Annotated in this window: 23 protein-coding genes and 4 tRNA genes; 15 read left to right on the forward strand and 12 right to left on the reverse strand. The window is 66.3% G+C overall.

Annotation, left to right across the window (positions count from 1 at the left end; all coding sequences use genetic code 11):
- Positions 1-6: 6 nt before the first annotated feature.
- Positions 7-564, reverse strand: a complete 558-nt coding sequence (gene efp, locus APZ15_RS09410) for an elongation factor P (RefSeq protein WP_011351421.1) — start codon at positions 562-564, stop codon at positions 7-9.
- A 128-nt stretch (positions 565-692) separates the two neighbouring features.
- A complete protein-coding gene (earP, locus tag APZ15_RS09415; protein WP_034195804.1) occupies positions 693-1,877 on the reverse strand; it encodes an elongation factor P maturation arginine rhamnosyltransferase EarP in 1,185 nt (394 codons plus the stop codon).
- 76 nt (positions 1,878-1,953) lie between these two features.
- Between earP and uvrC the strand changes: the two genes are divergently transcribed.
- The 7 genes from uvrC to APZ15_RS39030 all read left to right on the forward strand — a co-directional run bounded on the left by uvrC (position 1,954) and on the right by APZ15_RS39030 (position 6,582).
- Positions 1,954-3,987 carry an excinuclease ABC subunit UvrC gene (uvrC, locus tag APZ15_RS09420; protein WP_027787999.1) on the forward strand — a complete coding sequence of 678 codons (2,034 nt, stop codon included), beginning with the start codon at positions 1,954-1,956 and terminating at the stop codon, positions 3,985-3,987.
- A gap of 90 nt (positions 3,988-4,077) precedes the next feature.
- The gene (pgsA, locus tag APZ15_RS09425; RefSeq protein ID WP_021163085.1) at positions 4,078-4,665 is read left to right on the forward strand and encodes a CDP-diacylglycerol--glycerol-3-phosphate 3-phosphatidyltransferase; all 588 of its coding nucleotides are present in this window, start codon (positions 4,078-4,080) and stop codon (positions 4,663-4,665) included.
- A 145-nt stretch (positions 4,666-4,810) separates the two neighbouring features.
- Positions 4,811-4,886, forward strand: a tRNA-Gly gene (locus tag APZ15_RS09430).
- Between the two features lie 53 nt (positions 4,887-4,939).
- Positions 4,940-5,015, forward strand: a tRNA-Gly gene (locus APZ15_RS09435).
- Between the two features lie 51 nt (positions 5,016-5,066).
- Positions 5,067-5,142, forward strand: a tRNA-Gly gene (locus tag APZ15_RS09440).
- 100 nt (positions 5,143-5,242) lie between these two features.
- A tRNA-Cys gene (locus APZ15_RS09445) sits at positions 5,243-5,316 on the forward strand.
- Positions 5,317-5,988: 672 nt separating this feature from the next.
- Complete coding sequence (locus tag APZ15_RS39030) at positions 5,989-6,582, forward strand: hypothetical protein (protein WP_080982092.1); 594 nt, start codon at positions 5,989-5,991, stop codon at positions 6,580-6,582.
- Positions 6,583-6,821: 239 nt separating this feature from the next.
- Here the strand turns inward: APZ15_RS39030 and APZ15_RS09450 are convergent, their stop codons facing one another.
- The 3 genes from APZ15_RS09450 to APZ15_RS09460 all read right to left on the reverse strand — a co-directional run bounded on the left by APZ15_RS09450 (position 6,822) and on the right by APZ15_RS09460 (position 9,649).
- The gene (locus tag APZ15_RS09450) at positions 6,822-7,979 is read right to left on the reverse strand and encodes a DUF4382 domain-containing protein (protein WP_027787998.1); all 1,158 of its coding nucleotides are present in this window, start codon (positions 7,977-7,979) and stop codon (positions 6,822-6,824) included.
- Positions 7,980-8,421: 442 nt separating this feature from the next.
- Positions 8,422-8,970: a GNAT family N-acetyltransferase gene (locus APZ15_RS09455; RefSeq protein WP_027787997.1), complete on the reverse strand. Its 549-nt coding sequence runs from the start codon at positions 8,968-8,970 to the stop codon at positions 8,422-8,424.
- Positions 8,971-9,028: 58 nt separating this feature from the next.
- Positions 9,029-9,649: a helix-turn-helix domain-containing protein gene (locus APZ15_RS09460; protein WP_027787996.1), complete on the reverse strand. Its 621-nt coding sequence runs from the start codon at positions 9,647-9,649 to the stop codon at positions 9,029-9,031.
- A 153-nt stretch (positions 9,650-9,802) separates the two neighbouring features.
- Between APZ15_RS09460 and APZ15_RS09465 the strand changes: the two genes are divergently transcribed.
- Together APZ15_RS09465 and map are read left to right on the forward strand one after the other, a co-directional pair.
- On the forward strand, positions 9,803-10,039 hold the full coding sequence (locus APZ15_RS09465) for a ParD-like family protein (protein WP_027787995.1): 237 nt from the start codon (positions 9,803-9,805) through the stop codon (positions 10,037-10,039).
- Complete coding sequence (gene map, locus APZ15_RS09470; RefSeq protein WP_027787994.1) at positions 10,039-10,845, forward strand: type I methionyl aminopeptidase; 807 nt, start codon at positions 10,039-10,041, stop codon at positions 10,843-10,845. The genes APZ15_RS09465 and map overlap by 1 nt, the downstream gene beginning before the upstream one ends.
- A gap of 154 nt (positions 10,846-10,999) precedes the next feature.
- Here the strand turns inward: map and APZ15_RS09475 are convergent, their stop codons facing one another.
- Positions 11,000-11,503: a GAF domain-containing protein gene (locus APZ15_RS09475; RefSeq protein ID WP_021163091.1), complete on the reverse strand. Its 504-nt coding sequence runs from the start codon at positions 11,501-11,503 to the stop codon at positions 11,000-11,002.
- 102 nt (positions 11,504-11,605) lie between these two features.
- Complete coding sequence (locus APZ15_RS09480) at positions 11,606-12,523, reverse strand: LysR family transcriptional regulator (RefSeq protein ID WP_027787993.1); 918 nt, start codon at positions 12,521-12,523, stop codon at positions 11,606-11,608.
- 109 nt (positions 12,524-12,632) lie between these two features.
- On the opposite strand from APZ15_RS09480, the gene APZ15_RS09485 reads away from it, so the two are divergent.
- Positions 12,633-13,505: a pirin family protein gene (locus APZ15_RS09485; RefSeq protein ID WP_027787992.1), complete on the forward strand. Its 873-nt coding sequence runs from the start codon at positions 12,633-12,635 to the stop codon at positions 13,503-13,505.
- A gap of 127 nt (positions 13,506-13,632) precedes the next feature.
- Positions 13,633-14,118 (forward strand): GNAT family N-acetyltransferase, encoded by a 486-nt coding sequence (locus APZ15_RS09490; RefSeq protein WP_027787991.1) that lies wholly within the window; start codon positions 13,633-13,635, stop codon positions 14,116-14,118.
- 22 nt (positions 14,119-14,140) lie between these two features.
- Here the strand turns inward: APZ15_RS09490 and APZ15_RS09495 are convergent, their stop codons facing one another.
- Genes APZ15_RS09495 through APZ15_RS09505 form a run of 3 tightly spaced genes read right to left on the reverse strand, consistent with a single transcriptional unit; the run spans position 14,141 to position 16,117 of the window.
- On the reverse strand, positions 14,141-15,010 hold the full coding sequence (locus APZ15_RS09495; protein ID WP_021163095.1) for a cytochrome c oxidase assembly protein: 870 nt from the start codon (positions 15,008-15,010) through the stop codon (positions 14,141-14,143).
- Between the two features lie 10 nt (positions 15,011-15,020).
- The gene (locus APZ15_RS09500; protein WP_027787990.1) at positions 15,021-15,467 is read right to left on the reverse strand and encodes a copper chaperone PCu(A)C; all 447 of its coding nucleotides are present in this window, start codon (positions 15,465-15,467) and stop codon (positions 15,021-15,023) included.
- Between the two features lie 14 nt (positions 15,468-15,481).
- Positions 15,482-16,117: an SCO family protein gene (locus APZ15_RS09505; RefSeq protein WP_027787989.1), complete on the reverse strand. Its 636-nt coding sequence runs from the start codon at positions 16,115-16,117 to the stop codon at positions 15,482-15,484.
- 281 nt (positions 16,118-16,398) lie between these two features.
- On the opposite strand from APZ15_RS09505, the gene otsB reads away from it, so the two are divergent.
- Both otsB and otsA read left to right on the forward strand, forming a co-directional pair.
- A complete protein-coding gene (otsB, locus tag APZ15_RS09510; RefSeq protein ID WP_027787988.1) occupies positions 16,399-17,151 on the forward strand; it encodes a trehalose-phosphatase in 753 nt (250 codons plus the stop codon).
- A complete protein-coding gene (gene otsA / locus APZ15_RS09515; RefSeq protein ID WP_027787987.1) occupies positions 17,148-18,527 on the forward strand; it encodes an alpha,alpha-trehalose-phosphate synthase (UDP-forming) in 1,380 nt (459 codons plus the stop codon). Before otsB ends, otsA begins: the two co-directional genes overlap by 4 nt.
- Positions 18,528-18,605: 78 nt before the next feature.
- Here the strand turns inward: otsA and APZ15_RS09520 are convergent, their stop codons facing one another.
- On the reverse strand, positions 18,606-20,438 hold the full coding sequence (locus APZ15_RS09520) for an ABC transporter ATP-binding protein (protein WP_027787986.1): 1,833 nt from the start codon (positions 20,436-20,438) through the stop codon (positions 18,606-18,608).
- A gap of 564 nt (positions 20,439-21,002) precedes the next feature.
- Here APZ15_RS09520 and APZ15_RS09525 point away from each other — a divergent pair.
- Both APZ15_RS09525 and APZ15_RS09530 read left to right on the forward strand, forming a co-directional pair.
- On the forward strand, positions 21,003-22,067 hold the full coding sequence (locus APZ15_RS09525; protein ID WP_027787985.1) for a glycosyltransferase family 4 protein: 1,065 nt from the start codon (positions 21,003-21,005) through the stop codon (positions 22,065-22,067).
- 234 nt (positions 22,068-22,301) lie between these two features.
- A complete protein-coding gene (locus tag APZ15_RS09530) occupies positions 22,302-23,108 on the forward strand; it encodes a hypothetical protein (RefSeq protein ID WP_021163102.1) in 807 nt (268 codons plus the stop codon).
- Between the two features lie 239 nt (positions 23,109-23,347).
- Here the strand turns inward: APZ15_RS09530 and gudD are convergent, their stop codons facing one another.
- Positions 23,348-24,700 carry a glucarate dehydratase gene (gudD, locus tag APZ15_RS09535; RefSeq protein WP_027787984.1) on the reverse strand — a complete coding sequence of 451 codons (1,353 nt, stop codon included), beginning with the start codon at positions 24,698-24,700 and terminating at the stop codon, positions 23,348-23,350.
- Positions 24,701-24,709 lie beyond the last annotated feature (9 nt).

Genomic DNA, 24,709 nt, shown 5'->3' on the forward strand with positions numbered 1-24,709 from the left:
TGACGATTACGCGCGGCTGCGGTATTCGTTCGTGCGCGTATCGATTTCGATCTTGTCGCCGGTGTTGCAGAACAGCGGCACTTGCAGTTCGAAGCCCGTTGCGAGCTTGGCGTTCTTCAGCACCTTGCCCGACGACGTGTCGCCCTTGACTGCCGGTTCCGTGTAGGTGATCTCGCGAACGAGGACCGTCGGCAGTTCGACCGAGATCGCCTTCTCGTTGTAGAACACGACTTCGCAAGCCATGCCGTCTTCGAGGTAGTTCAGCGCTTCGCCCATCATTTCGGCTTCGACTTCGAACTGGTTGTAGTCGGCGTCCATGAACACGTACATCGGGTCGGCGAAGTACGAGTACGTCACTTCCTTGCGGTCGAGCACGACGACGTCGAACTTGTCGTCAGCCTTGTAGACCGCTTCCTGGCCTGCATTCGTCAGCAGGTTCTTCATCTTCATCTTGACGACGGCGGAGTTGCGGCCCGACTTGTTGTATTCAGCCTTGGCGATGACCCATGCGTCGCTGCCGATCTGCACGACGTTGCCTACGCGGAGTTCCTGTGCGGTTTTCATAAAAAACTGTCCTGATCAAATCAAATAAATAGGTGCCTGAGCGTTGCACAACGGGTGAGGCGCCAAGCAGACGCGTTCCGGTGGGCGCCAAAAGCAAGCGCTTGCGCGGTCGGCCGTCGGATAACCGCTTATTTTAACTGAGATTTTGCGTATTCCGCCAGCTTTCCCGTGAGATCGCCGACGGCCGCGAGCGCATCGGCCCAGCGGGCCGCGTTGGCGTCCAGTGCGGCGCGGTGCTGCCAGAAATCCGCCCAGTCGGGCGTGCCGGCGCCGTTCCAGGCATGCCAGAACCGCTCGAGCGCCGCGCGCGGCGCGTCGGCGAGGCCGGCCGACAGGTGCGCGAGCGCGGCGTCGAGCTTCGGCAGGTGCACGTCGTCGGCCTGCGGATAGATGTGCCACACGAACGGCTTGCGTGCCCACTGCGCGCGGACGAACGAATCCTCGCCGCGCACGAAATTGATGTCGGCCACCCACAGCAATGGATCGTAGTCAGCCTGGGGGACGAACGCGAGCCCGTGAGCCGTCAGGTTGCCGCTGTGCGCATGCGTGCCCGCGTCGAACGACTCGACCCCGAAAAAACGCGCGACGGCAGGCGACACGCGGCCGGCCGGCACGAGCGCGACGACCGGCGACGGGCCGTCGCGCCACTGCGCGAGCAGCGCGTCGACGGCCGGATTCTCGTACGCGAACAGGCTGACGACCGTCGTGCCGGCAGCCGGCGGCGCGCCGCCGGTCGCGCGCCGCCACCATGCGTCGCGCGCCGCCGCGTCGGCTTCGAAGGCCGCGCGGCGCGAATCGAGGTCGTGCTCCTTCAGGACGCCGCCGGTGCCGGCCGACAGGCCGGGGAAGAAGAACGTCTTCAGCAGCGGGTAGCGCGGATGCGGCGACGGGCGCAGATGGAAGTCGGCGACCCAGTCCTCGGCGCTCAGGTATTCGAGGTTGATCCACACCGGGCGGCGCGCGCGGCGCGCCATCGCCGCGAGATACGCGCCGGGCAACTCGCACGCGAACGCTTCGATCACGACATCGGCGATCTCCAGCGCGTCGCCGACTTCCGCATGCCAGTGCTCGACCACGATCGTGTCGACCGTCTGCCGACCCGCGTCGGGATCGACCCCGGGCAGCAGGCGCGAGAACGTGCGCAGGTCGTCGATGAACAGGCGAACCTGCCAGCCGTGCTCGTGCGCGAGCTGGCGCGCGAGGCGCCAGCAGACGCCGATGTCGCCGAAATTGTCGATCACGGTACAGAAGAGGTCGCAGGCGATCGGTTCGCCCGGCGCGGCGGGCAGGGGGGCAGCGGTGGTGCGTGGCATCGAAGCGGGCCGGTGAATGCTCTAAACTGGCGATTCTAATAGACCCGTTCCGCGTTACAAGGCGCCCGGATCACGCATGACATCCCCTGAAGCTCCCGATACCCCGTTCGAACCGAAGAAGATCCTTGCGCAGTTGCCGCACATGCCGGGCGTCTATCGCTATTACGACACGACGGGCGCCGTGCTCTATGTCGGCAAGGCGCGCGACCTGAAGAAGCGCGTATCGAGCTATTTCACGAAGACGCAGCTGTCGCCGCGCATCGCGATGATGGTCACGCGCATCGCGCGCATCGAGACGACCGTCACGCGTTCGGAGGCCGAAGCGCTGCTGCTCGAGAACAACCTGATCAAGGCGCTCGCGCCGCGCTACAACATCCTGTTTCGCGACGACAAGTCATATCCGTACCTGAAGCTCACCGCGCACCGCTTTCCGCGCATGGCCTATTACCGCGGCTCGGTCGACAAGCAGAACCAGTATTTCGGGCCGTTCCCGAGCGCCTGGGCCGTGCGCGAGAGCATCCAGATCCTGCAGCGCGTGTTCCAGTTGCGCACTTGCGAGGATTCGGTCTTCAACAACCGCACGCGGCCGTGCCTGCTGCATCAGATCGGGCGCTGCACGGCCCCGTGCGTCGGTGCGATCTCCGACGAGGATTACGCGATCGACGTGTCGAACGCCGCGCGGTTCCTGCTCGGCCGGCAGTCCGAAGTGATGAAGGAGCTCGAGCAGAAGATGCACGCGTTCGCGTCCGAGCTGAAATTCGAGCAGGCGGCGGCCGTGCGCAACCAGATGAGCTCGCTCGCGACGGTGCTGCACCAGCAGGCGATCGAGGTCGGCAGCGACAGCGACGTCGACATCCTGGCGGTGGTCGCGCAGGGCGGGCGCGTGTGCGTGAATCTTGCGATGGTGCGCGGCGGCCGGCATCTCGGCGACAAGGCGTATTTCCCGACGCACGTCGAAAGCGCGCTGACGCTCGCCGAAGGCGGTCTCGGCGACGAGTCCGAACTGGCGGAGGCGGCCGCCGCGCCGGCCGACGCATTACCCGACCTGCCCGCCGAAGAATCCGGACGCGCGCGCGGCGACGCGGCGGCGTCGGTCGAGGCCGAGGTGCTCGACGCGTTCATCGCTCAGCACTATCTCGGCAATCGCGTGCCGCCCGTGCTGGTCGTGAGCCATGCGCCCGCGAGCCGCGACCTGCTCGAGTTGCTGTCCGAGCAGGCCGGCCACAAGGTGTCGCTGGTGCGGCAGCCGCAGGGGCAGCGGCGCGCGTGGCTGTCGATGGCCGAGCAGAATGCGCAGATCGCGCTCATGCGGCTGCTGTCCGAGCAGGGCTCGCAGCAGGCGCGCACGCGTGCGCTCGCGGAGACGCTCAGCTACGAATGCGACGATCTCGCGACGCTGCGGATCGAATGCTTCGACATCAGTCATACGATGGGCGAGGCGACGCAGGCGTCGTGCGTCGTCTACCACCATCACAAGATGCAGTCGGGCGAGTACCGCCGCTACAACATCACCGGGATCACGCCGGGCGACGACTACGCGGCGATGCGGCAGGTGCTCACGCGCCGCTACGAGAAGATGGTCGAGCAGGCGGCCCAGGCGGCGGCTGTCGACGAAGCGGCCGGCATCGACGGCGAGTCGACGCGCCAGGCCGAGGCGTCGAGCCTGCTGCCGAACATCGTGCTGATCGACGGCGGCAAGGGTCAGGTCGAAATCGCGCGCCAGGTGTTCACCGAGCTCGGCCTCGATACGTCGATGCTGGTCGGCGTCGCGAAGGGCGAGGGGCGCAAGGTCGGCCTCGAGACGCTCGTGTTCGCGGACGGCCGCACGCCGCTCGAACTCGGCAAGGAGAGCGCCGCCCTGATGCTCGTCGCACAGATTCGCGACGAGGCGCACCGCTTCGCGATCACCGGCATGCGCGCGAAGCGGGCGAAGGCGCGCCAGACGTCACGGCTCGAGGAGCTCGAGGGCGTGGGCGCGAAGCGCCGGCAGCGGCTGCTCGCGCGGTTCGGCGGGTTGCGCGGTGTCGTTGCCGCGAGCGTCGAGGAACTCGCGAGCGTCGAGGGCATCTCGCATGCGCTCGCCGAGCAGATCTACAAGCAGCTTCACTGACGCGGCCGTGCGGCCGGCTGCCTTGCCAGCGTTCTTGTGGCAGGCCGGTCGACACGGCACAATTGCGAATCCTTTACTGTCCCGCATGCCATGCCGTTCAATTTCCCGATTTTCCTGACGTGGGTACGGATCGTGCTGATTCCGCTCGTCGTCGGCGTGTTCTATCTGCCGGACACGGTGATGGGCGGCGCGCACCGCAATCTCGCGGCGGCGGCGATTTTCATTCTCGCTGCGCTGACCGACTGGTTCGACGGGTTTCTAGCCCGCAAGTGGAACCAGACGTCGTCGTTCGGCGCCTTTCTCGATCCGGTCGCGGACAAGCTGATGGTGACGGCGGCGCTGCTGATCCTCGTGCAGATTTCGCGCGTCGATGCGGCGATCGCGCTCGTGATCGTCGGCCGCGAGATCGCGATTTCGGCGCTGCGCGAATGGATGGCACAGATCGGCGCGTCGAAGAGCGTGGCGGTGAACCAGCTCGGCAAGTTCAAGACCGCATGCCAGATGGTCGCGATTCCGATGCTGCTGTTCTACGGGCCGCTGCCGCTCGGCATCGCCACGATCGATACGCGCGTGTGGGGCGAGTGGCTGATGTATCTCGCGGCGGTGCTGACGATCTGGTCGATGCTGTACTACATGAAGCTCGCGTGGCCGCAAATTCGCGAGCGCGGCGGCGCGTGATGCGTGTCACGCGTTCGGTCGAGCAGGTTTTTTGGAAAAAGGGCTGGAAAAGCCCTTGACACACGAAAGTGCCTTCGACATAATCTCGCTTCTCCGCTGCACGACGAAGTAAGTGTGTGACGGGGAAGCAGTAGCGCAGCAATATGCGGGAGTAGCTCAGTTGGTAGAGCGCAACCTTGCCAAGGTTGAGGTCGCGAGTTCGAGACTCGTCTCCCGCTCCAGATTTTTTCTGGCAGCGTGTAGTACGGCAAAGCGCTGCAGATGCAGGACACATGCGGGAGTAGCTCAGTTGGTAGAGCGCAACCTTGCCAAGGTTGAGGTCGCGAGTTCGAGACTCGTCTCCCGCTCCAGATTTTTCTGGCAGCGTGTGGTACGGCGAAGCGCTGCAGGTGCAGGACAATGCGGGAGTAGCTCAGTTGGTAGAGCGCAACCTTGCCAAGGTTGAGGTCGCGAGTTCGAGACTCGTCTCCCGCTCCAAGTAATGGGGAAGCCACGCTTCCCTTTTTATTTGATGGACCTCCGGTCCTCGAATAAAAAATCTGTCTCTTGCCTCACGGCATCCGGACAGTCCGCTTTTGGCGCGATAGCAAAGCGGTTATGCAGCGGCCTGCAAAGCCGTTTAGGCCGGTTCGACTCCGGCTCGCGCCTCCAAGTAAGAAGAGAAAAAGCCCTGAGAAATCAGGGCTTTTTCTTTTGACTATCACGAACGGTTGCACAAGAAGAATGCGGAAGCTGCGCGCATGATGCTGCAGCTCTATCCGGCGGAACAGATGGCCGCAGAGCCAAAGTAACTTGAGCGGTGACATGCATGCAGCGCCGGTGTTGCATGTTCGAATCATTATTCGGTGACGTACTGGCACATTCGCCGAGTTCCAGTAAAGGCATTTGGCGAGCGCGGAACCGTTGTGATGCGGCGCCTCTCACATCGTCAGTCTCGACACTTTTCGCCGATTTCGTCCCATTGACCACCCGCACGGTGTATCGACGCTGCAACGCATTTGCCAGGACTCGCCCGTACTTGATGCTCGGCATCGCCGAGCACTGTTCGGGCGGTGCAGTCGTGAGGCTGGCACGTTGTTCGCTTCATCAGTTGCGTTGGGAACGATAGTCGTTGCCCATTCACGATCGCCCGACGATTCAACTTGCATGCGTCTCGGGAGGGCGTCCGAAACGTGGTGCGTTCGCTCTCCACTGCCACGGAAAAGGGGGCGCGTCCGGACGAAATTGCGTCGTTGCGAGGCCAAACGCAGCATCGAAACTTGTGGTCTGGCAGGCGATCCCAATTAAAACATCAGACAAATAAGCGGCATCCAGGGGACGACCATGGCGAACATTCAACATACAATTCCTCGTCGTCTGAAAATGGCTGACCGTGCCCAGCAACTGCTGGATCTTCATTTTCCCGGCATACCTGAAATTTGGCTTTGGCACCCACATCGAAACGTTGGGTTCGTCACTATTCCTCGTACGCTACCGATTGCGATGCAAGCCGTCGACGCCCAGTCAAAGAGACAGCCAGCAGGTCAAACACTTTTCTGCCTGTGGGCAAGGGCGTGGAATTATCCAGTGCTGTCAATTGCTGATCCCTTGACCTTGGCGGCAGAGGTCGGATTCACCGGCGAGTGCGCTGTCGACACCTGGCGTCGCAGGATGAGTAGGCTACGCGAACTGAATTTCATCCGAACCAAGCCTGGGCCGTCTGGGCAGTTCCATCATGTCTTGCTACTGAACCCAAACGCAGCCATGGAATGGATGCGGTCAAACGGCCTAGTACAGGACGAACTCTACGTCCGGTTCGTTGAGTGTCTTGCGGACATCGGTGCTCTTGACGAAACGGAGCCGATACGCCAGTTGGGGGCGCAGCAACCAGTTCCTATGGCCTGTAATTCGCAAACAAAGTCTGGACAGGCCCGCTGAATGCGGGCCCCTGTGCAATCAGCAATTGCCTTTCTTCGCCTGTCCCGGTGGGCAGAATCCGTTCCCCGGGCCACCCTGCGGTGCAACAACTACCGGTGCACCCGGAACGTATGCGACGCACCCACTGAGCGTGCCGACCATGCTCGCCGCTGCAAGCAACGCGATAACCCCTTTTTTCACTTCGTTCTCCCGTTATTGATGAAAGGGCCGAACGGCCCTTTCGGTGCGCTGCCGACGCGTCAGAAGCTGAAATTGACGTTCGACTGGCTGGTCGTTGCGTTGACGTTCGTCGATTGCGTTGCCCCCGACGCTGCGTCCGCTTCGATCGTATATTGTGCGGCGGCGGCCGGCGATGCGGCGAGCGCGACCGGTAGCGAACCCGAGTAAGTGCCGACGATCGGCGCGGCAGTGGGTACGTTGAGCGCATAGGCGCCCGTATCCAGGTTCGCGTTGATCGACGTGATCTCGTAGGCATTCGCGTCGATCGTCTGCAGCGCGCGCACGAATGCATTGGCGCTGGCAGTCACCGCACCGCTGACGGTGCTCATCGTCGACGCCGGCAGCGTGATCGGTGCGGTCGACGCCGACACCGCCGTGGTCGTGTTCACGACGACCGGGACGGAGCGCACGATACCCGACGCGAAGTTGTTCTGCACGATCACGACATCGTAATTGCCTTGCGTCGAGCTCTGGATCAGCGGCGACAGCACGAACTTGCCGGTGCTGTCGGCCACTGTGCCGCGGACGACCTTGCCGCCTTGCTCGGCATAGACCGTCGCGCCGGCTTCGGCCGAGGCGACGTAACCGGAGATCGCGCCGCTCACAACTGTCGGGACCGCAGTGACGACGGGTTTCAGCGCATACGAGCCGTTGCCGCGCTGGACGATCGACTTGCATGCGTTGAAGTCGAGCACGAGATCGACGAGCGTGTTGGGCTGGACCGTGAACGGGTGGATGATCTTGTAGCCACTTTGCGTCGCGCTCGGCGTGGCGAGCGCCTGTTCGGTGCCGCCGGTCGGGACGACCGAGTTCGCGAGGTTGTTACCTTGATTCTGTGCGAGAACCAGGCGGACTTGCTGATACTGGCCGGCGGGCAGGGCGGTCTGCCCGAGATCGGCGAGCACGCCGTTGGTCAGCGACAGCAGATCGATTTTCTGCGGTGTAGCGAGGGATACGGTCGACCAGCCGGCGTCGTTGTCTGCGGCGTTCGCGTTTGCGTTGACGCGGACTTGCGAGACGGTGATGTACACATGGTCGAAGCCACAGGATGGCGCATCCGTCATCGCGACGTGCAGCGTACCGGTTTGCGTGCCGCCACCGTCGCCGCCGCCGCCGCAACCGGCGAGGATGAATGGTACGAAGGCGGCGCAAAGGGCGCCTTTGATGATGTTGTTCATGTCACCCCCCAAGTTGGGATCGTTATTGTGGGTGACGGAAGAATAGCGGCACTCCAGCCTACTATTTGGGCATCTTTGAAACCAACGGTAACATTCTGTTTGATCGGTCAATTTTTACCGGGATTGGTGTCGCTTCGGATGGCAGCGGGCGAACCCAGGAACGATTGCTTCTTCGTTGCTCGCGATATGCGCATCGCAGATAGGAGGCGACGACCTGATGTCGGATGACGAGCATATGCACCGGCAAAGTCTCTTTTGTCACACGGTAGCGTCGCTTGGCCCAAGTCTATTTGAATGCCCCACGCGAGCAGACATGACTGCGTCGTTCGGCACTGCAAGTTGCTTTGCAACTCCGGTGGCGGGATCTGGCGTCCAGAAATACGAAAGCCCGCTGCGAGCAGGCTTCGGCCATGCGATGCCGCTCGTCCATCGCGACATCCGCTCAGCCGTCCACCGGTTGCGCAGGCGTGTCGAGCGTCAACTGATAGAACGCCGCGTCGAGCCAGCGGCCGAACTTGAAGCCCGCTTCCTTGATCGTGCCCGAGTGCACGAATCCCAGCTTCGCATGCAGTGCGATGCTCCCCGCATTGGCCGCATCGATGCAGCCGACCAGCACGTGTACTTCCGCTTCCCGCGCGCGCCGGACGACCTCGCGCAGCAGCACCTCGCCAAGCCCGCGGCCGCGCTGGTCGCGATGCACGTACACGCTGTGTTCGACCGTGTACTTGAACGCGGGAAACGCGCGGAACGTGCCCCAGCTCGCGAAGCCGAGCAGCGTGCCCGACGCGTCGACCGCGCCGATGACCGGGAAGCCGCCTGCGCGTTTCGCCGCGAACCACGCGACCATCGCTTCCGGCGGACGCGGCTTGTAGTCGTACAGCGCGGTCGAGTTCGCGATCGCGTCGTTCAGGATCTCGAGGATGGCCGGCGCATGCTCGGCCTCGCTGCAATCGATCAGGCGCACGTCGTCGCGCTGTTTCGGGGAATTCATACGGACTCCTGTGGGCAGTAAGTGGGTCGCGCGCACGGCTGCTGCGACGACGCGTTCATCAGAGGGTGCGCATACCGGCGGCTGACGCGTCGCAGATCACGACGACATAACGCGCGGCGTGCGGCGACGGATTGCTGAAAATCAGCGGCTGGTCGAGCCGCATGGCCAGGCAGTCGCCTTCGTGAAGTTCGTGAAGCGTTTCGCCGAGCGTGACGTCGACGCGGCCGCTGATGATCCACACCTGCTGATGCAACGCGCTTTCGCGCCCGCCACTGTCGTACGCGACGCGCGCACCGGGCGGGAAATCCACCTCGACGAGCTGGATCGGCGACGGCCAGCCAGCCGGGGAGAGGTTGCGGCGCACATAACCGGACGCCGGATCCCGCCATTCGGCCTGCTGCGCGCGGCGTGCCAGCGGCTGCGCGGGCGCGTCGTCGTGGTCGCCGCCGAACAGCCCGGCCAGCGACACGCCGAGACCGGCTGCCAGCTTGTCGAGCACGACGGCCGTCGGGCTGGCCGATGCACGTTCGATGAGCGAGATCATCGAACGGCTGACGCCGGAGCGCGCAGCCAGCGCATCGAGCGTGTAGCCTCGTACGGTGCGCAGGTCGCGTACGCGCCGGGCGATGCGTTCGTTGATGCCGGTGTCGTCGGCAGCGGCGGTGACGGATTCTTTCATGGTGGATTTATTTTCCAGCAAACTGGAATTCAGTGTCAACGCTGGTGACGGGCTGGCGGCCGGCCGACGGCTCAACGGAATCCGCATGGCTTGCCCGTCAGCCGACCGCAGCGTAATATACGAACCGACTACGTTTCGTTTAATTGGGGATATATGGGCATCATCAAGATTTCCGAGCACATGCACGAGCGGCTTCGCTCGACCAGCACGGCGCTGAGCCGCTCGATCAACGCACAGGCCGAGCACTGGCTGCGCGTCGGGATGCTGGCGGAACTCAATCCGGCGCTGTCCTACGGCGACATCTGCCGGATGCTGATCGAGGCCGAAGCGCGGGGCGGCGACGCGGGGACGGCGGAACCGGTCGAACACGCCATCGAGCAGGTGGCGTAATGGCGAAGCGAGACATCCCGATCCGCGGCATGGCGGAAATCGCCAAGTCGCGCGAAGCCGCGAAGCTGGCGTCGCAGGTGCTGACGATGATCACCGAGCACGTGAAGCCGGGCGTCACCACCGACGAACTGGACGCACGCTGCCGCGAATACATCGTCGACGTGCTCGGCGCGATCCCGGCGAACATCGGCTACCACGGTTATCCGAAGACGCTGTGCACGTCGGTCAACCACGTGGTGTGTCACGGTATCCCGACGTCGCGGCCGTTGCGCGACGGCGACATCGTGAACCTCGACATCGCGGTGATCAAGGACGGCTGGTTTGGCGATACGAGCCGCATGTATTTCGTCGGCGAACCGAACGAACTCGCGCGGCGCCTCGTCGCGACGACCTATGAGGCGATGCATGCGGGCATCCGCGCGGTGCGCCCGGGCGCCACGCTCGGCGACGTCGGCTACGCGATCCAGCAGGTTGCGCATCGCGAAGGATTCAGCGTGGTTCGCGAGTACTGCGGGCACGGCATCGGCGACGTCTATCACGACGAGCCGCAGGTGCTTCACTACGGCCGCCCGGGCACCGGCGTACCGCTGCGGCCGGGGATGATCTTCACGATCGAGCCGATGCTCAACGCGGGCAAACGCGACACGCGCATGCTGGCGGACGGTTGGACGGTCGTCACGAAGGACCATTCGTTGTCGGCTCAATGGGAGCACATGGTCGTGGTGACGGAAACGGGCTTCGAGGTGCTGACCGAGGATGTGAAGCCGCAAGCGTTCCCGGCGCTGTCCGGCACGCATGCTGCCTGACGCGTAAAGTGCGCCGCGAAGGGCGGTGCGGCGGCACAGTGAAACGGGCTCCTTTGCGGAGCCCGTTTCGTTCGAGGTCATGCGGCGCGATTCATGCGTGAACGCGGCGACCTGCCGCGCGCCGCGCGGTGGATGAACGCGGCTCAGCCGCCGCTCAACCGCGCGCCTTCTGCCAGGCGGATTCGACGAATACGCGGCAGAGCGCCTCCATCCCCTGGCGGTCTTCTTCGTCGAAGCGCGCGGCTACCGGGCTGTCGACGTCCCACACGCCGATCAGCGTGCCGTCGCCGGCCACCAGCGGCACGACGATTTCCGATTCCGACGCGGCGTCGCACGCGATATGGCCGGGGAAGTCATGCACGTCGCGCACGACCTGCGTCTCGCGCGTCTGCGCAGCCGTGCCGCACACGCCCTTGCCGAGCGCGATCCGCACGCAGGCGGGCTTGCCCTGGAACGGCCCGACCACGAGCTCCGTCCCGTCGAAGAAGTAGAAGCCGGCCCAGTTGAGACGGTCGAGCGAGTGGTAGACCAGCGCGGCGAAGTTGGCCGCGTTCGCGGTCAGGTCGCGTTCGGATTCGACGAGCGCGCGTGCTTGCTCGACGAGCGTCGCGTATTGATCGGCCTTGGAGGCGTTGGGGTCGTTGGACAGCGTGAACATGGCGGGAAAGCGATCAGGGTTGTGGAATGCGCGATGCGCGTACCGCAGTCTACGGCACGCACGCACGGTTTGCAGCGCGCGGTTGCGCGTGACGCGGCAAGCTCAGTCGGGTTCGAGTTCGGCAAACCGCGCGGCCAGAAAATCGAGCAGCGCGCGCACGGCGGGCAGCAGCCCCCGGCGCGACGCGAACACGGCATGCACGATCTCGCGGCGCGGTGCCCAGTCGGGCAGCACGGTTACCAGCGCGCCGCGCGCGACCTCGTCGCGCACCATCATCGTCGGCAACTGCACGATGCCGACACCCGCGACGGCCGCCGCGCGCAACGCGAGCATGCCGCCGGTCACAAAGCGCGGCAGGTGGTGGATTTCCGCATGCGCGCCGTCGGGCCCGCGCAGCCGCCACACGTGCGTGGACTGCGGGACGCCGTGATCGAGGCTCGGCAGGCGCGCGAGATCGGCGGGAACGGCCGGTGCGCCATGCTCGCGCAGCAGCGCGGGGCTCGCGACGAGGCACTGGCCGCGCTCGGCCAGCACGCGCAGCGCGAGATCGCTGTCCTCGAGCGGCGGCGGGCGTACGCGGATCGCGACGTCGATCCCTTCGCCGACCACGTCGACGCGCCGGTTGGTCGCTTCCAGATGAATCTCGACGCGCGAACACGCGACCATGAATGCGGCGATCATTTCGCCGACGAGCGAATCGAGCAGCACGATCGGGCAACTGACGCGCACGATGCCGCGCGGCTCCTCGTGCAGCAGCGCGATCGCCTCGTCGGCGGCATCGGCCTCGACGAGCATCGCGCGGCAATGCGCGTAGTAGGTCTGGCCGACGTCGGTAACGGTGAAACGGCGCGTCGAGCGCTGGATCAGCCGCATCCCGAGCCGCGCCTCGAGCAGCGCGATGCGGCGGCTCAGCTTCGATTTCGGCATGTCCAGCGCACGCCCGGCCGGTGCGAAGCCGCCGTGTTCGACGACCTGCACGAAATAATAGAGATCGTTCAGATCCCGCGCTTTATCGTTCATGAAATGGAACGCTGAGTGCGATTTTGGCAGTCTACCGGATCGATCGTTCCACCTCTATATTCCTGTCCAGGATGCGAAACACGTGTTTCGCCGCAATTCGGAGAAGGCAATGAAGAAGATCCAGGGTGTGTACAGTGCGCCGCGCGGCCATTGGGTCGGCGACGGTTTCCCGGTGCGTTCGATGTTCAGCTACCAGTCCCACGGCGCGCATCTGAGCCCGTTCCTGCTGCTCGACTATGCCGGCCCGGCCACGTTCGAGCCGGGCTCGGCCTCGGCGCCGCGCGGGGTCGGCCAGCATCCGCACCGCGGGTTCGAGACGGTGACGATCGTCTATGACGGCGAGGTCGCGCACCGCGACTCGACCGGCGCGGGCGGCGTGATCGGCCCGGGTGACGTGCAGTGGATGACGGCCGCGAGCGGGATCCTGCACGAGGAATTCCACTCGGAGGGGTTCACGAAGCGTGGCGGCCCGCTCGAGATGGTCCAGCTGTGGGTGAACCTGCCCGCCAGGGACAAGATGGGGGCGCCCGGCTACCAGACGCTGCTGGATGCCGACATCCCCGTGGTCGAGCTGCCGGACGGCGCGGGGCGTGCGCGGATCATCGCGGGCGAGCTCGACGGGCGGCGCGGCCCGGCCCGCACGCATACGCCGATCGACGTATGGGACGTGCGGCTCGTGGCCGGCGGCCATGCGCGGTTCCCGGTCGCCGAAGGGCGCACGCTCGCGGTGGTCGTGCTGAGCGGTACCGTGCAGGTGAACGGCGAGACGGTCGCCCGCGAAGCGCAGTTCGTGCAGCTCGGCCGCGACGGCAGCGACGTCGAGATCGAAGCGAACGGCGACGCGAAGCTGCTGATCCTGAGCGGCGAACCGATCGACGAGCCCGTCGTCGGATACGGGCCGTTCGTGATGAACTCGCAAGCGGAGATCCGCACCGCGATCGAGGACTTCAACAACGGCCGCTTCGGCCAGATGCCGGCATGACGGACAGGCCCCGCGCAATGCGGGGCTTTTTTTTCGGGGGCGGGCAGCCGGTCGCGCGGCGCGTGCGCTTCGGGGCATAATCGACGATTGCCGCGCGCCGGCCGGCGCGCCCGAATCAGGACCGACCATGAACGCATCCGCCGCATCCCCGAGCGCCGCCGATCTCGACTGGCGCTGGAAATCCTTCGACGCGCTGACGGCGCGCGAAGTCTATTCGATCCTCGAAGCCCGCAGCGCCGTGTTCGTCGTCGAGCAGAATTGCGTGTATCGCGACATCGACGACGCGGACCAGGCCGCGTGGCACCTGGCTGCATTCGATCCGGCCGGGCGCCTCGCCGGCTATCTGCGCGTGCTGTTGCCGGATGCGCAGAACACCGATGTCCGCATCGGCCGCGTGCTGACGACCGCCGCGTTTCGCGGCGCCGGCCTGGGCAACGGGCTGCTGTCGCGCGCGCTCGAGCATATTCGCGCGCAGTGGCCGGATACGCCGGTGAGCCTGCATGCGCAGGCTCACTTGCAGCGTTTTTACGGGGCATTCGGCTTCGCGCCGAGCTCGGACGTGCACGACGAGGACGGCATCCCGCACGTGTGGATGAGCAGCGCACGCGCGTAATGCGCGCCGCGCCGCGCGGCAGTCAGTGCGCGGCGCGCGCGACCGACGGCGCGTCCGCGCGCTGCGCGGCCCGTTCGCCGATCAGGCGGCCGCGGGCGGACAGCCGCAGCCAGTGCCGCAGCGCGATCAGCGCGCCGATCACGCTCATCATCGAGCCGGGAATCCACAGCAGCAGGCCGCCGATCTGCTGGTCGCGCAGCGGGCTCAGCCACGTGAACGCGCGGCCGCAGATCGAATAGATCGGATACAGCTCGTGCGGCGTGAAGAAGATCAGCGCGCCGAGTGCGATCTGCGGCGGGATCGCCGCGACGACGATCAGGATCCGGCGGCCCGGCGACAGCCGCGCAGGCGGCGCAGGGCGCGGATCGACGACGAGCCACCAGAACAGCAGCCCGTCGATCACCATGCTCCAGTTCATCACGCGATAGAGACGCCAGTCGAGCATCGCGATGAAGTGGATCGGCGACAGCAGCCAGAAATAGATCAGCCCGACGAACAGCACGACCGCGACGACGGGATGGAACACCACGTCGAGTGTCGCGCGCACGGGCGCCCACGCGAGGGCGGGGCGCACGAAGCGCTGCCGCCAGCGAAACGGGATGCCCGCGCGAATCGCCGCGCCCGGATAGGACAGCGCGATGAAGAACGGCCCGAGGTGGTGCAGCACGAGGTGCTGCGCGCGGTGCAGGAAGAACTCGTGCTCGAAGAAATAGTCGAGCCGTGTATGCAGTGCGATGTAGAGCGCCGTCAGCCCGAACCAGAACGAGAACTGCCGCAGCGGCGACACCTTCGCCTTCTTCACGCCGCGCGCGAACAGCACGGCAGCGGTGAGCACCGCGATCACCACGGTCGGCGACGGTTCCCACGGATCGAGCCAGTACAGGAGGTTCATCGCGCGCGCATCATTTCGCCTGGGCCGGCGATTTCACGGCGAACGGCGCATCGACCGTTTCGCCGTCGGAGAATTTCAGGCGCAGGTGCACGGTGTCGCCCGGCTTGATCGCGTGCTTCGGCTCCTCGAGCATGAAGTGGTAGCCGCCCGGTGCGATGTCGACCTTGCCGCGCGCGGGAACCGTCAGCTTGTCGACCATTTCCATCTTCTGCGTCGAGCCGTTCGAGACGGTCTGGTGCAGCATCGCCATCCCGTAGTCGGGGCTGTCGACGTCGACGAGATCGACCGGCTTGTCGCCCGTGTTCACGATCGTCACGTAGCCGCCGGCCGGCAGCTTGTTCGGCAGCCAGCGCACCCATGCGTTCTGCGCGGTGATCGCGCCGGCGGCATAGGCGTGGGTGCCGGCGCACAGCGCGGCGAGGAGGGCGAGCGTCTTGAGTGTCGTCTTCGTCTTCATGTCGTGAGAGGAATTCAGGTGGTGGAGGCGGTGTCGATGATCCGGCGCACATCGGCGGCGATGGCGTCGGGCGAGTCGCGGTCGGTCGCAAGCAGGCGGGCGCGGCCGGTTGCGTCGAAGATGTAGACGGCCGAGCTGTGCGTGACTTCGTAGCCGCCGGACGGATCGCGCTGTTCCATCTGGTACGCGACGCGATAGCGCTTCGCGAGCGATTCTATCTGGCGGTCGGTGCCGGTCAGGCCGCGCGCATGCGCGGCGTCGAACGCGGCGACATACGATTGCATCGCCTGCGGCGTGTCGCGTGCAGGATCGACCGAGACGAACAGGATGCGCACGTCGTTGGCCTGCGGGCCGAGCTTCGCCAGCACTTCCATCAGCCGTGCCATCGTTTCGGGGCAGACGTCGGGGCAGTGCGTGTAGCCGAAGTAGACGAGCGCGACCTGGCCGTGGAACGCATCGGCGTCGACGGGATGGCCGTCGCCGCCCGTCAGCGTGAACGACAGGTCGGGCAGGTGGCCGGTGACGTTGGTCAGGTTCCAGCGCGGCTCGTCGTGCGTGCACGCGGCGAGCGCCACGGCGGCGGCGAGGGCCGCGGTCGTGCGGATGAGGCGGGAGAAGCGCCGGTGCGGCGCTGGGCGGGCAGACGACATCCTGGGGCTCGATCGGACGGAAAGGTGACCGGCCGGCGCGATGCCATGCGTCGCGCGGCAGGCGGTTGCGACTGTAGCGCAATTCGCGCGCCCGCGTCCTTTCGAAACCCGTACGGGGCGGGCGAGCGGGGCAATATGTCGCAGTTGACGCAATCGGCGGCGCACGGCCGGCGATGCGCCGGTTTCGCCCATCTCGGTGCGCAGGCGCGGTAAGATGCGCACAATTCCATCGCGCAGCGGCGGTGCGGCGTTTGCCGGCCGCCTCTCAGACTATCGAATCGATGCAATCCGTTCCGGCTTCCCTGTCCCTGACCGATACCGCGTTCTTCTTCGACTTCGACGGCACGCTCGTCGAACTGGCGCCGACGCCCGACAGCATTCACGTTCCGCCGTCGCTGCTGACGCTGCTCGACGAGCTGCGGCGCCGCTCGCACGGTGCGGTCGCGATCGTGTCCGGGCGCGGTATCGACAACCTCGACACGTTCCTCAAGATGCCCGGCCTGCCGATCGCCGGCCTGCACGGCGCGGAGCGCCGCGATGCGAACGGCGACACGCAGCGCATCGGCTTCAACGACGAACGCCTGCTGCGCATCGAGCGCGAGCTGGCGGCCGTCGTCGACCGTCATCCGGGCATGCTGCTCGAAATCAAGGGCGCGGCCGTTGCGCTGCACTACCGCAACGCGCCCGAGCGCGAGGCGGCTGCGCGGGCGGCCGCCGAGCGCCTCGTCGCCGACTATGCCGATGCGTATGTGCTGCAGCCCGGCAAGATGGTGTTCGAGATCAAGCCGAAGGGGGTCGACAAGGGGCGCGCGCTGGCCGCGTTCCTCGACGAGCCCCCGTTCGCGGGCCGCGTGCCGCTGTTCGCGGGCGACGACCTGACCGACGAGAAGGGCTTCGCGGTGGTCAACGCGCGCGGCGGCCTGTCGATCAAGGTCGGCGCGGGCGAGACGTCCGCCCGCACGCGGCTCGATTCGGTCGACGCGCTGCATGAGCAGATCGCGCACTGGCTCGGTGCGGGGCAGCCGCACGCATGAGTCGCCTCATCATCGTTTCAAACCGCGTCGCACCGATTTCGGAAGGCGAACCGGCGGCAGGCGGCCTCGCGATCGGTGTCTACGATGCGCTGAAGGAGACGGGCGGTATGTGGTTCGGCTGGAGCGGCGAGGTCGTCGCGTCCGGCGCGCCGCAGATTCGCGTCGAGGAGCACGGGCCGGTCACGTTCGCGACCATCGGCCTGTCGCGGCGCGACTACGACCAGTATTACCGCGGCTTCTCGAACGCGACGCTGTGGCCCGCGTTTCACTACCGCACCGACCTGATCCAGTACGACCGTCACGAGTTCGAAGGCTACAGCCGCGTGAACGTGTGGCTCGCGCAGCAGCTCGTGCCGCTGCTGCAGGACGACGACGTGATCTGGGTGCACGACTATCACCTGATCCCGTTCGCGCGCGCGCTGCGCGCGGCCGGCGTGAAGAACCGCATCGGTTTCTTCCTGCACATCCCGTTTCCCGCCGCGCAGGTGCTCGTCAACGTGCCGCCGCATCGCGACCTGGTCGAATCGCTGTGCGCGTTCGACCTGCTCGGCTTCCAGACCGAACCCGACCTGCGCGCATTCTGCGATTACGTCGAATCCGAAGCGGACGGCGTGATCGAGCGCGACGGCCACCTGGTGACGGTGCGCGCATTCGGCCGGACGCTGCGCGCGGCCGCGTATCCGATCGGCGTGCATCCGGACGAGATCGCGTCGCTCGCGCAGGCCGGCGAGCACGGCAAGGCGGTGCGCACGCTCGCGACGTCGCTGCGGGGCCGCAAGCTGATCATGAGCGTCGACCGGCTCGATTACTCGAAGGGACTCGTCGAGCGCTTCCGCGCGTTCGAGAAGCTGCTCGAGCACGAGCCGTCGCATCGCAATCGCGTGTCGTTCCTGCAGATCGCGCCGTCGACCCGTGCGGAGCTGCGTGCGTACCAGGACATCCGCCTGCAGCTCGAAGGAGAGTCGGGACGCATCAACGGACGCTTCGCCGAGCTCGACTGGGCACCGATCCTCTATATCCATCGCCAGTACGATCGCCAACTGCTCGCGGCGCTGTACCGGCTCGCGCGGGTCGGCTACGTGACACCGTTGCGCGACGGGATGAACCTCGTCGCGAAGGAGTACGTATCCGCGCAGGATCCGGACGATCCGGGCGTGCTCGTGCTGTCGCGCTTCGCGGGCGCCGCGCGCGAGTTGACGGGGGCGCTGATCGTCAATCCGATCGATATCGACGGGATGGCCGATGCGTTGTCGCAGGCGCTGACGATGCCGCTCGCCGAGCGGCGCGCGCGTTATACGGACATGATTGCGCAGCTTCGCGAGAACAACGTGTCGGTGTGGCGCGACAACTTCCTGCGCGATCTGCAGCACGCGTAACCGACGCCTCCCGCCGGAAATGAAAAAGCCGCAGTGCGAGCAGCACTGCGGCTTTTTTGCTGGCTGCGGGCCGGTGCGTCAGGCCACGCGTTCGCCGGTCGGCGTGCTGCCGTCGGGCGCCGCGTGATGGCGGCCGTGCTGCTTCGCGAGCAGGTCGCGGTACAGGCCGGGGCGGTTGCGCAGCACGTCGGGCGGCCCGTCGTCGATGACCTTGCCGTTGTTCATCACGATGATCCGGTCGAAGTTGCGCAGCGTCGACAGGCGGTGCGCGATCGCGATCACCGTGCGACCGACCATCAGGCGGTCGAGCGCGCTCTGGATCGCTTCCTCGGATGCGCTGTCGAGCGCGGACGTCGCTTCGTCGAGCAGCAGGATCGGCGCGTTCTTCAGGATCGCGCGCGCGATCGCGATGCGCTGGCGCTGGCCGCCCGACAGCTTGACGCCGCGGTCGCCGACGATCGTGTCATAGCCTTCCGGCATCGCTTCGATGAACTCCGCGCAGCGCGCGTCGCGCGCGGCCGCGAGCACTTCGTCGCGGGTCGCATCGGGGCGGCCGTATGCGATGTTGTCGTAGATCGTCCGGTGCAGCAGCGAGATGTCCTGCGGCACGAGCGCGATCGCGTGGCGCAGGCTGTCCTGCGTGATCGTCTTCACGTCCTGGCCGTCCACCTGCACGACGCCGTCCTGCGTGTCGTAGAAGCGCTGCAGCAGCGCGAGCACGGTCGACTTGCCGGCGCCCGACTTGCCGATCAGGCCGACGCGCTGGCCCGGCTCGATATGGAGATCGAAGTGGTCGAGGATCGCGCGACGGTGCGGATACGCGAACGTCACGCGCTCGAAGTCGACGCGGCCGCCCTTGGCCGACAGCGGCTGGGCGTCCGAGCGATCGGGCATCCCGTGCGGCTCGAGCAACGTCTTGACGGCTTCGGACAGGCGCGCGACGTGCTGGGTGACGTCGACGAGCGCGACCGCGAGGTCGCGCGTGCCGTGCAGGATCGTGAAGCCGAGCGAGCTGACGAGCACGATGTCGCCGGACGTCGCGCGGCCCTGGTCCCACAGCCACAGCGCCCAGCCGAGCAGGCCGGCGGACAGCATCGCGGTGATCACCGCGTGCAGCAGGCGCAGCTTTTCGAGATAGAGCAGGCTTTGCTGGCGCGCATCCATCTCGGCCTTGACCGTTGCGCCGAAGCGCTTCTGTTCGCGCAGCGTCATCCCGAACGCACGCACGAGGCCCATGTTGCCGATCACGTCGACGAGTTCGCCGTCGACCGCGGCGGCCTTCGCCGCGAACGCATGGTGGCGGGCCGAGCCGCGCCCGGCGAGCTTGAACAGGATCACGGACAGCACGGCCGAACAGCCGAGCAGGCCGGCGGCCATCATCGGATTGACGACGATGATCATCAGGATCGCGCCCATCACCGCGATGCACGGCGGCAGCACGTTCCACGCCATCGTGTTCTCCGACGTGTAGACGGCGTTCGACGTGGCCGTGATGCGGCTCGCGAGCGTGCCCGGCTGCTTTTCGGAGTAGTAGGTCGGCGAATGACCGATCAGGTACTGGAACAGGTCGCGCCGCAGGTCGCCGGTGACCGCGACGAACGTATGTGCGGCGACCCAGCCGCCGACGCGCCACAGCAGGTTGTCGGCCGCGATCAGCCCGACGAGCAGCGCGAATGCGCTCCACAGCGGGCCGGGGTGATGACGCCCGGTCGCCAGCACGTCGATCAGGTGCTTGATCGCGTATTGCGAGCCGAGCGCGCAGCCGACGGCGGCCAGCACACTGCAGAGCACGATCAGGTGGGCAACGGGATGCAGGCGGATGTAGCGGAACAGGAACGCGATCGGCCGGTGCGCGTAGCTCGACAGCTTCGCGTTGTGGGCGTTGCGCTGGGCAGGGGTGAGAGATTCCAAAATATGCGTGCGGTGATTCGGTGATTGAGCGTGGCGGCGGGATCGCTTGCCGGCGTTCGCCCGGACTGAATAATCCGGCATTGTAAACAAGGCCGTGCGCTGCGCTGCGCGAATCTTGCCTCGGCCAGGGTTGCGCGATCGATTTTGAGATAAAATCCGGCATCCCGTCCTGTCTCATGTGCCGGAATCACGCTGCCGGCAGTCACTGGGGCAAGGAATGCCAAAAGGGCCTTCCACTCTAGAACGGACACCCAAGTCCGCGGGTTGCAAAGTGTTGCACCTTTGTAACAAAGTAAAGTGTTTGAAATGTTGTGCGCCGTATCGGGATTAACCCTAGATAATCGGCTCCGGGTTCGATTCCAGGTTTTTTACGAACCCCTGTCAACGGGTCTTCGTTTCAAACGTTCTATGCCTGTCGCGTCGCCGACGCTCCTTGAGCAGCGCGGGTTTGACGCCCCCGGCAGGCTGATTCGTCCGACTTTTCGGGCGAAATGCATCCAGCCCGGACCGCCGGCAGGTTGCCGACCCATACCTGGTTTTTAGCCGATTTTTTAGGAGTTACGCATGCGAATCGCCCAAATCGCTCCGTTGCACGAAGCGGTGCCCCCGAAACTGTACGGTGGTACCGAGCGAGTGGTGTCCTACCTCACCGAAGCACTTGTCGAGATGGGGCATGACGTTACGCTCTTCGCGAGCGGCGATTCGCAAACCTCCGCGAAGCTCGAGGCGTGCTGGCCGCAGGCGCTGCGCCTCGACCCGACGATCCGCGACGTGATGGCCCCGCACATGCTGCTCCTCGAGCAGGTGCGCCGCCGCGCGGAAGAGTTCGACGTCCTGCACTGCCACATCGATTACTACCCGTTCTCGCTGTTCTCGCGCCAGCCGGTCCCGCATCTGACGACGATGCACGGCCGTCTCGACCTGCCGGAACTGCAGCCGATCTTCAATGCGTTCAGCGACGTGCCGGTCGTGTCGATCTCCGACAACCAGCGCATCCCGCTGCCGCAGGCGAACTGGCTGTCGACCGTTTATCACGGCCTGCCGGAAAACCTGCTGACGCCGATCCCGAACGTGAAGCCGAGCTACCTCGCGTTCCTCGGCCGCATCTCGCCGGAGAAGCGCGTCGACACGGCGATCCGCATCGCCGAGCAGGCCGGCCTGCCGATCAAGATCGCCGCGAAGCTCGACAAGGCTGACCGCGCGTACTACGAAGAGAAGATCAAGCCGCTGTTCGCGCTGCCGCACGTCGAGTACATCGGCGAAATCAGCGAAGCCGAGAAGACGGAATTCCTGGGCAACGCGCACGCGCTGCTGTTCCCGATCGACTGGCCGGAGCCCTTCGGCCTGGTGATGATCGAGGCGATGGCCTGCGGCACGCCGGTGATCGCGTTCAAGCGCGGCTCGGTGCCGGAAGTGATCGACAACGGCGTGTCGGGCTTCGTCGTCGAAGACGAACTGTCGGCCGTCGCGGCGCTCAAGCGCCTCGATACGCTGCCGCGCGAGAAGGTCCGCGCCGCGTTCGAAGCACGCTTCTCGTCGAAGGTGATGGCGCAGAACTATGTGAAGGGCTACGAGGAACTGCTGCGCCAGAAGCGTCGCACGGTGCTCCGCGAAGTCAACGCAGGCTGATTGCGGGCCGCCGCCCGGCGGCGCGCGGCTCGCCAACGACGCCCCGTCCGGGTTTCCGGCGGGGCGTTGTCACATCCGCGGCGCGGATCTGTTGTATTCTCGCCGCGCCCGACGCCGCGAACGGCCCTCGAAGCGGCCCGGCATGGCATCCAGCCATCTGTCCAGACGGTAATGTCCCTATAATGGCCGTGCCGTGAAATCCGGCCCCGCACGAATATCCAGAGGAGAGCAGTCTTGGCGAGAACGAAATCCACGCGCGCAGCGCCGGCCCCCGGCGCCGGTGTGATCTTCGCGTTGCGTGCGATCGGTCTCGTGCTGCTCGCGCGCTGGCTGTTCTCGATGTCCCAGATGGGTTATCGCTCGTCGCTGTCCGCGATGGTGTCGTCGCCCTGGGCGTTCGTCTACCTCCTGCTGATCTTCCTGCTGCTCGCGCTGCCGGGTGCCGTCGCGCGCGCCGAGCGGCCGTTCCATCCGCTGCCGCAGTGGCTGCGCCAGGCGCTGCGCGTCTTCGCGCTGATCGGTTTCCTGTTCGCGGTCTGGTCGATCGGCATGTTCGTCTGGGTGGACGGCTGGCGCCTCGCGCTGCATGCCGTGACGGCGACCAACGGCTGGCTCGTTGCGGCCCCGGCGCTTTATGCGGCGATCGTCTGGATCTGCCGTCCGCGGCCGCTGTGGCGGACCAACGTGGCGGCCCGCCGCTTCGCGGTCGGCCGTTATGCGATTTCGCTCGACGTGCTGACGCGCACCGCGATCGTCTGGATGGAAAGCCGCAAGGTCGGTCAGTACGACGCGCGCGAACTGTCGGTGCGCTGGCCCGGCCGTACGGCGCCTGCCGCCGGCGAAGGGGCGACGGGCGGACAGCCCTCGGTCGTGCCGCCGCGCCGCGGCGGCCTGTTCAATCGACCGAAGGTCGAGCTGCTGTGGGATTCGCCGGCGGCCGTCGGCCATAACCGGCAGATCGTCATGCGCGCGCCGCTCGCGACCGAAGGCGACCGCGTCGCGGTGCTCGCGCTCGACGCCGCGCTCAAGCAGATCGTCTGACAAGTCCCGCGCACGGCGGGCGGGCGCGGGGGATTGGGGCGGCCGGCTAGGTGCGGACGGCCAAGACCGGCCAGGCCCGGCCGAGTCTCGATATGGCCGGCCCGGTTCGCATCGCCATCCCGATCCGGATCCTGTTCGACTCGAGCGGCGTTTTCCGCCAGACACCCGCCAGCCAGGCCTCGCCGCTCCTATCCAGCCCGTCTCGGCCGGGCGATTCAGCCGCCCGGTCCGTTCCGCGCTCAGCGCACGAGGCAGGGGCGCTTGTTGTTGAAAGTCCACCCCGGAATCAGGTACTGCATCGCCGCCGCGTCGTCGCGGGCGCCGAGCCCGTGCTGCTTGTACAGTTCGTGCGCGACCGCGACGGCATCCATGTCGATATCGATGCCGAGACCCGGCCGCTTCGGCACCTCCACCAGCCCGTTCTCGATCTTCAGCGGCTCGCGCGTCAGCCGCTCGCCGTCCTGCCAGATCCAGTGCGTGTCGATCGCGGTGACCTGGCCCGGTGCGGCGGCCGCGACATGCGTGAACATCGCGAGCGACACGTCGAAGTGGTTGTTCGAGTGCGAGCCCCACGTGAGGCCCCAGTCGCGACACATCTGCGCGACGCGCACCGAACCCTGCATCGTCCAGAAGTGCGGATCGGCGAGCGGGATGTCGACCGCCTGCAACTGCACCGCGTGGCCCATCTGCCGCCAGTCGGTCGCAATCATGTTGGTTGCCGTCGGCAGCCCCGTCGCACGGCGGAATTCGGCCATCACCTCGCGGCCCGAGTAGCCGTTCTCGGCGCCGCACGGATCTTCCGCGTAGGCGAGCACGTGATGCTGGTCGCGACACAGCCGCACGGCCTCGTCGAGCGACCATGCGCCGTTCGGGTCGAGCGTCACGCGCGCGTCGGGGAAGCGCTCGGCGAGCGCCGTCACGGCCTCGATCTCGCTCGCACCTTCGAATACGCCGCCCTTCAGCTTGAAGTCGTTGAAGCCGTAGCGCGCATGCGCGGCCTCGGCGAGCCGCACGACGGCCTCGGGCGTCAGCGCGGCTGCGTCGCGCACACGCGTCCAGTCGTCGGTCGCGCCGCTGCCGTCGCGGTAGGGCAGCGCGGTCTTCGTGCGATCGCCGACGTAGAACAGGTAGCCGAGCATTTCGACGCGCTCGCGTTGCTGGCCCTCGCCGAGCAGCGCGGCGACCGGCACGCCGAGATGCTGGCCCAGCAGGTCGAGCAGCGCGGCCTCGAGCGCGGTGACCGCGTGGATCGTCGTGCGCAGGTCGAAGGTCTGCAGACCGCGGCCGCTCGCGTCGCGGTCGGCGAAGGTGCGCCGCACGTCGTTGAGCACCGCATGGTAATTGCCGACCGGCTGGCCGACGACGAGCGCACGCGCATCGTCGAGCGTGCGGCGGATGCTTTCGCCGCCGGGCACTTCGCCGACGCCGGTCCGGCCCGCGCTGTCCTTCAGGATCACGAGGTTGCGGGTGAAGAACGGGCCGTGTGCGCCGCTCAGGTTGAGCAGCATGCTGTCGTGGCCGGCGACCGGGATCGCTTGCAGGTCGACGATGCGCGGCGTGTCGTGGGAGGGCGAGGCAGTGACGGCGTTCATGGGCGGCGA

Origin of the sequence: Burkholderia cepacia ATCC 25416, assembly GCF_001411495.1 — a bacterium.
GTDB classification, from domain to species: Bacteria; Pseudomonadota; Gammaproteobacteria; order Burkholderiales; family Burkholderiaceae; genus Burkholderia; species Burkholderia cepacia.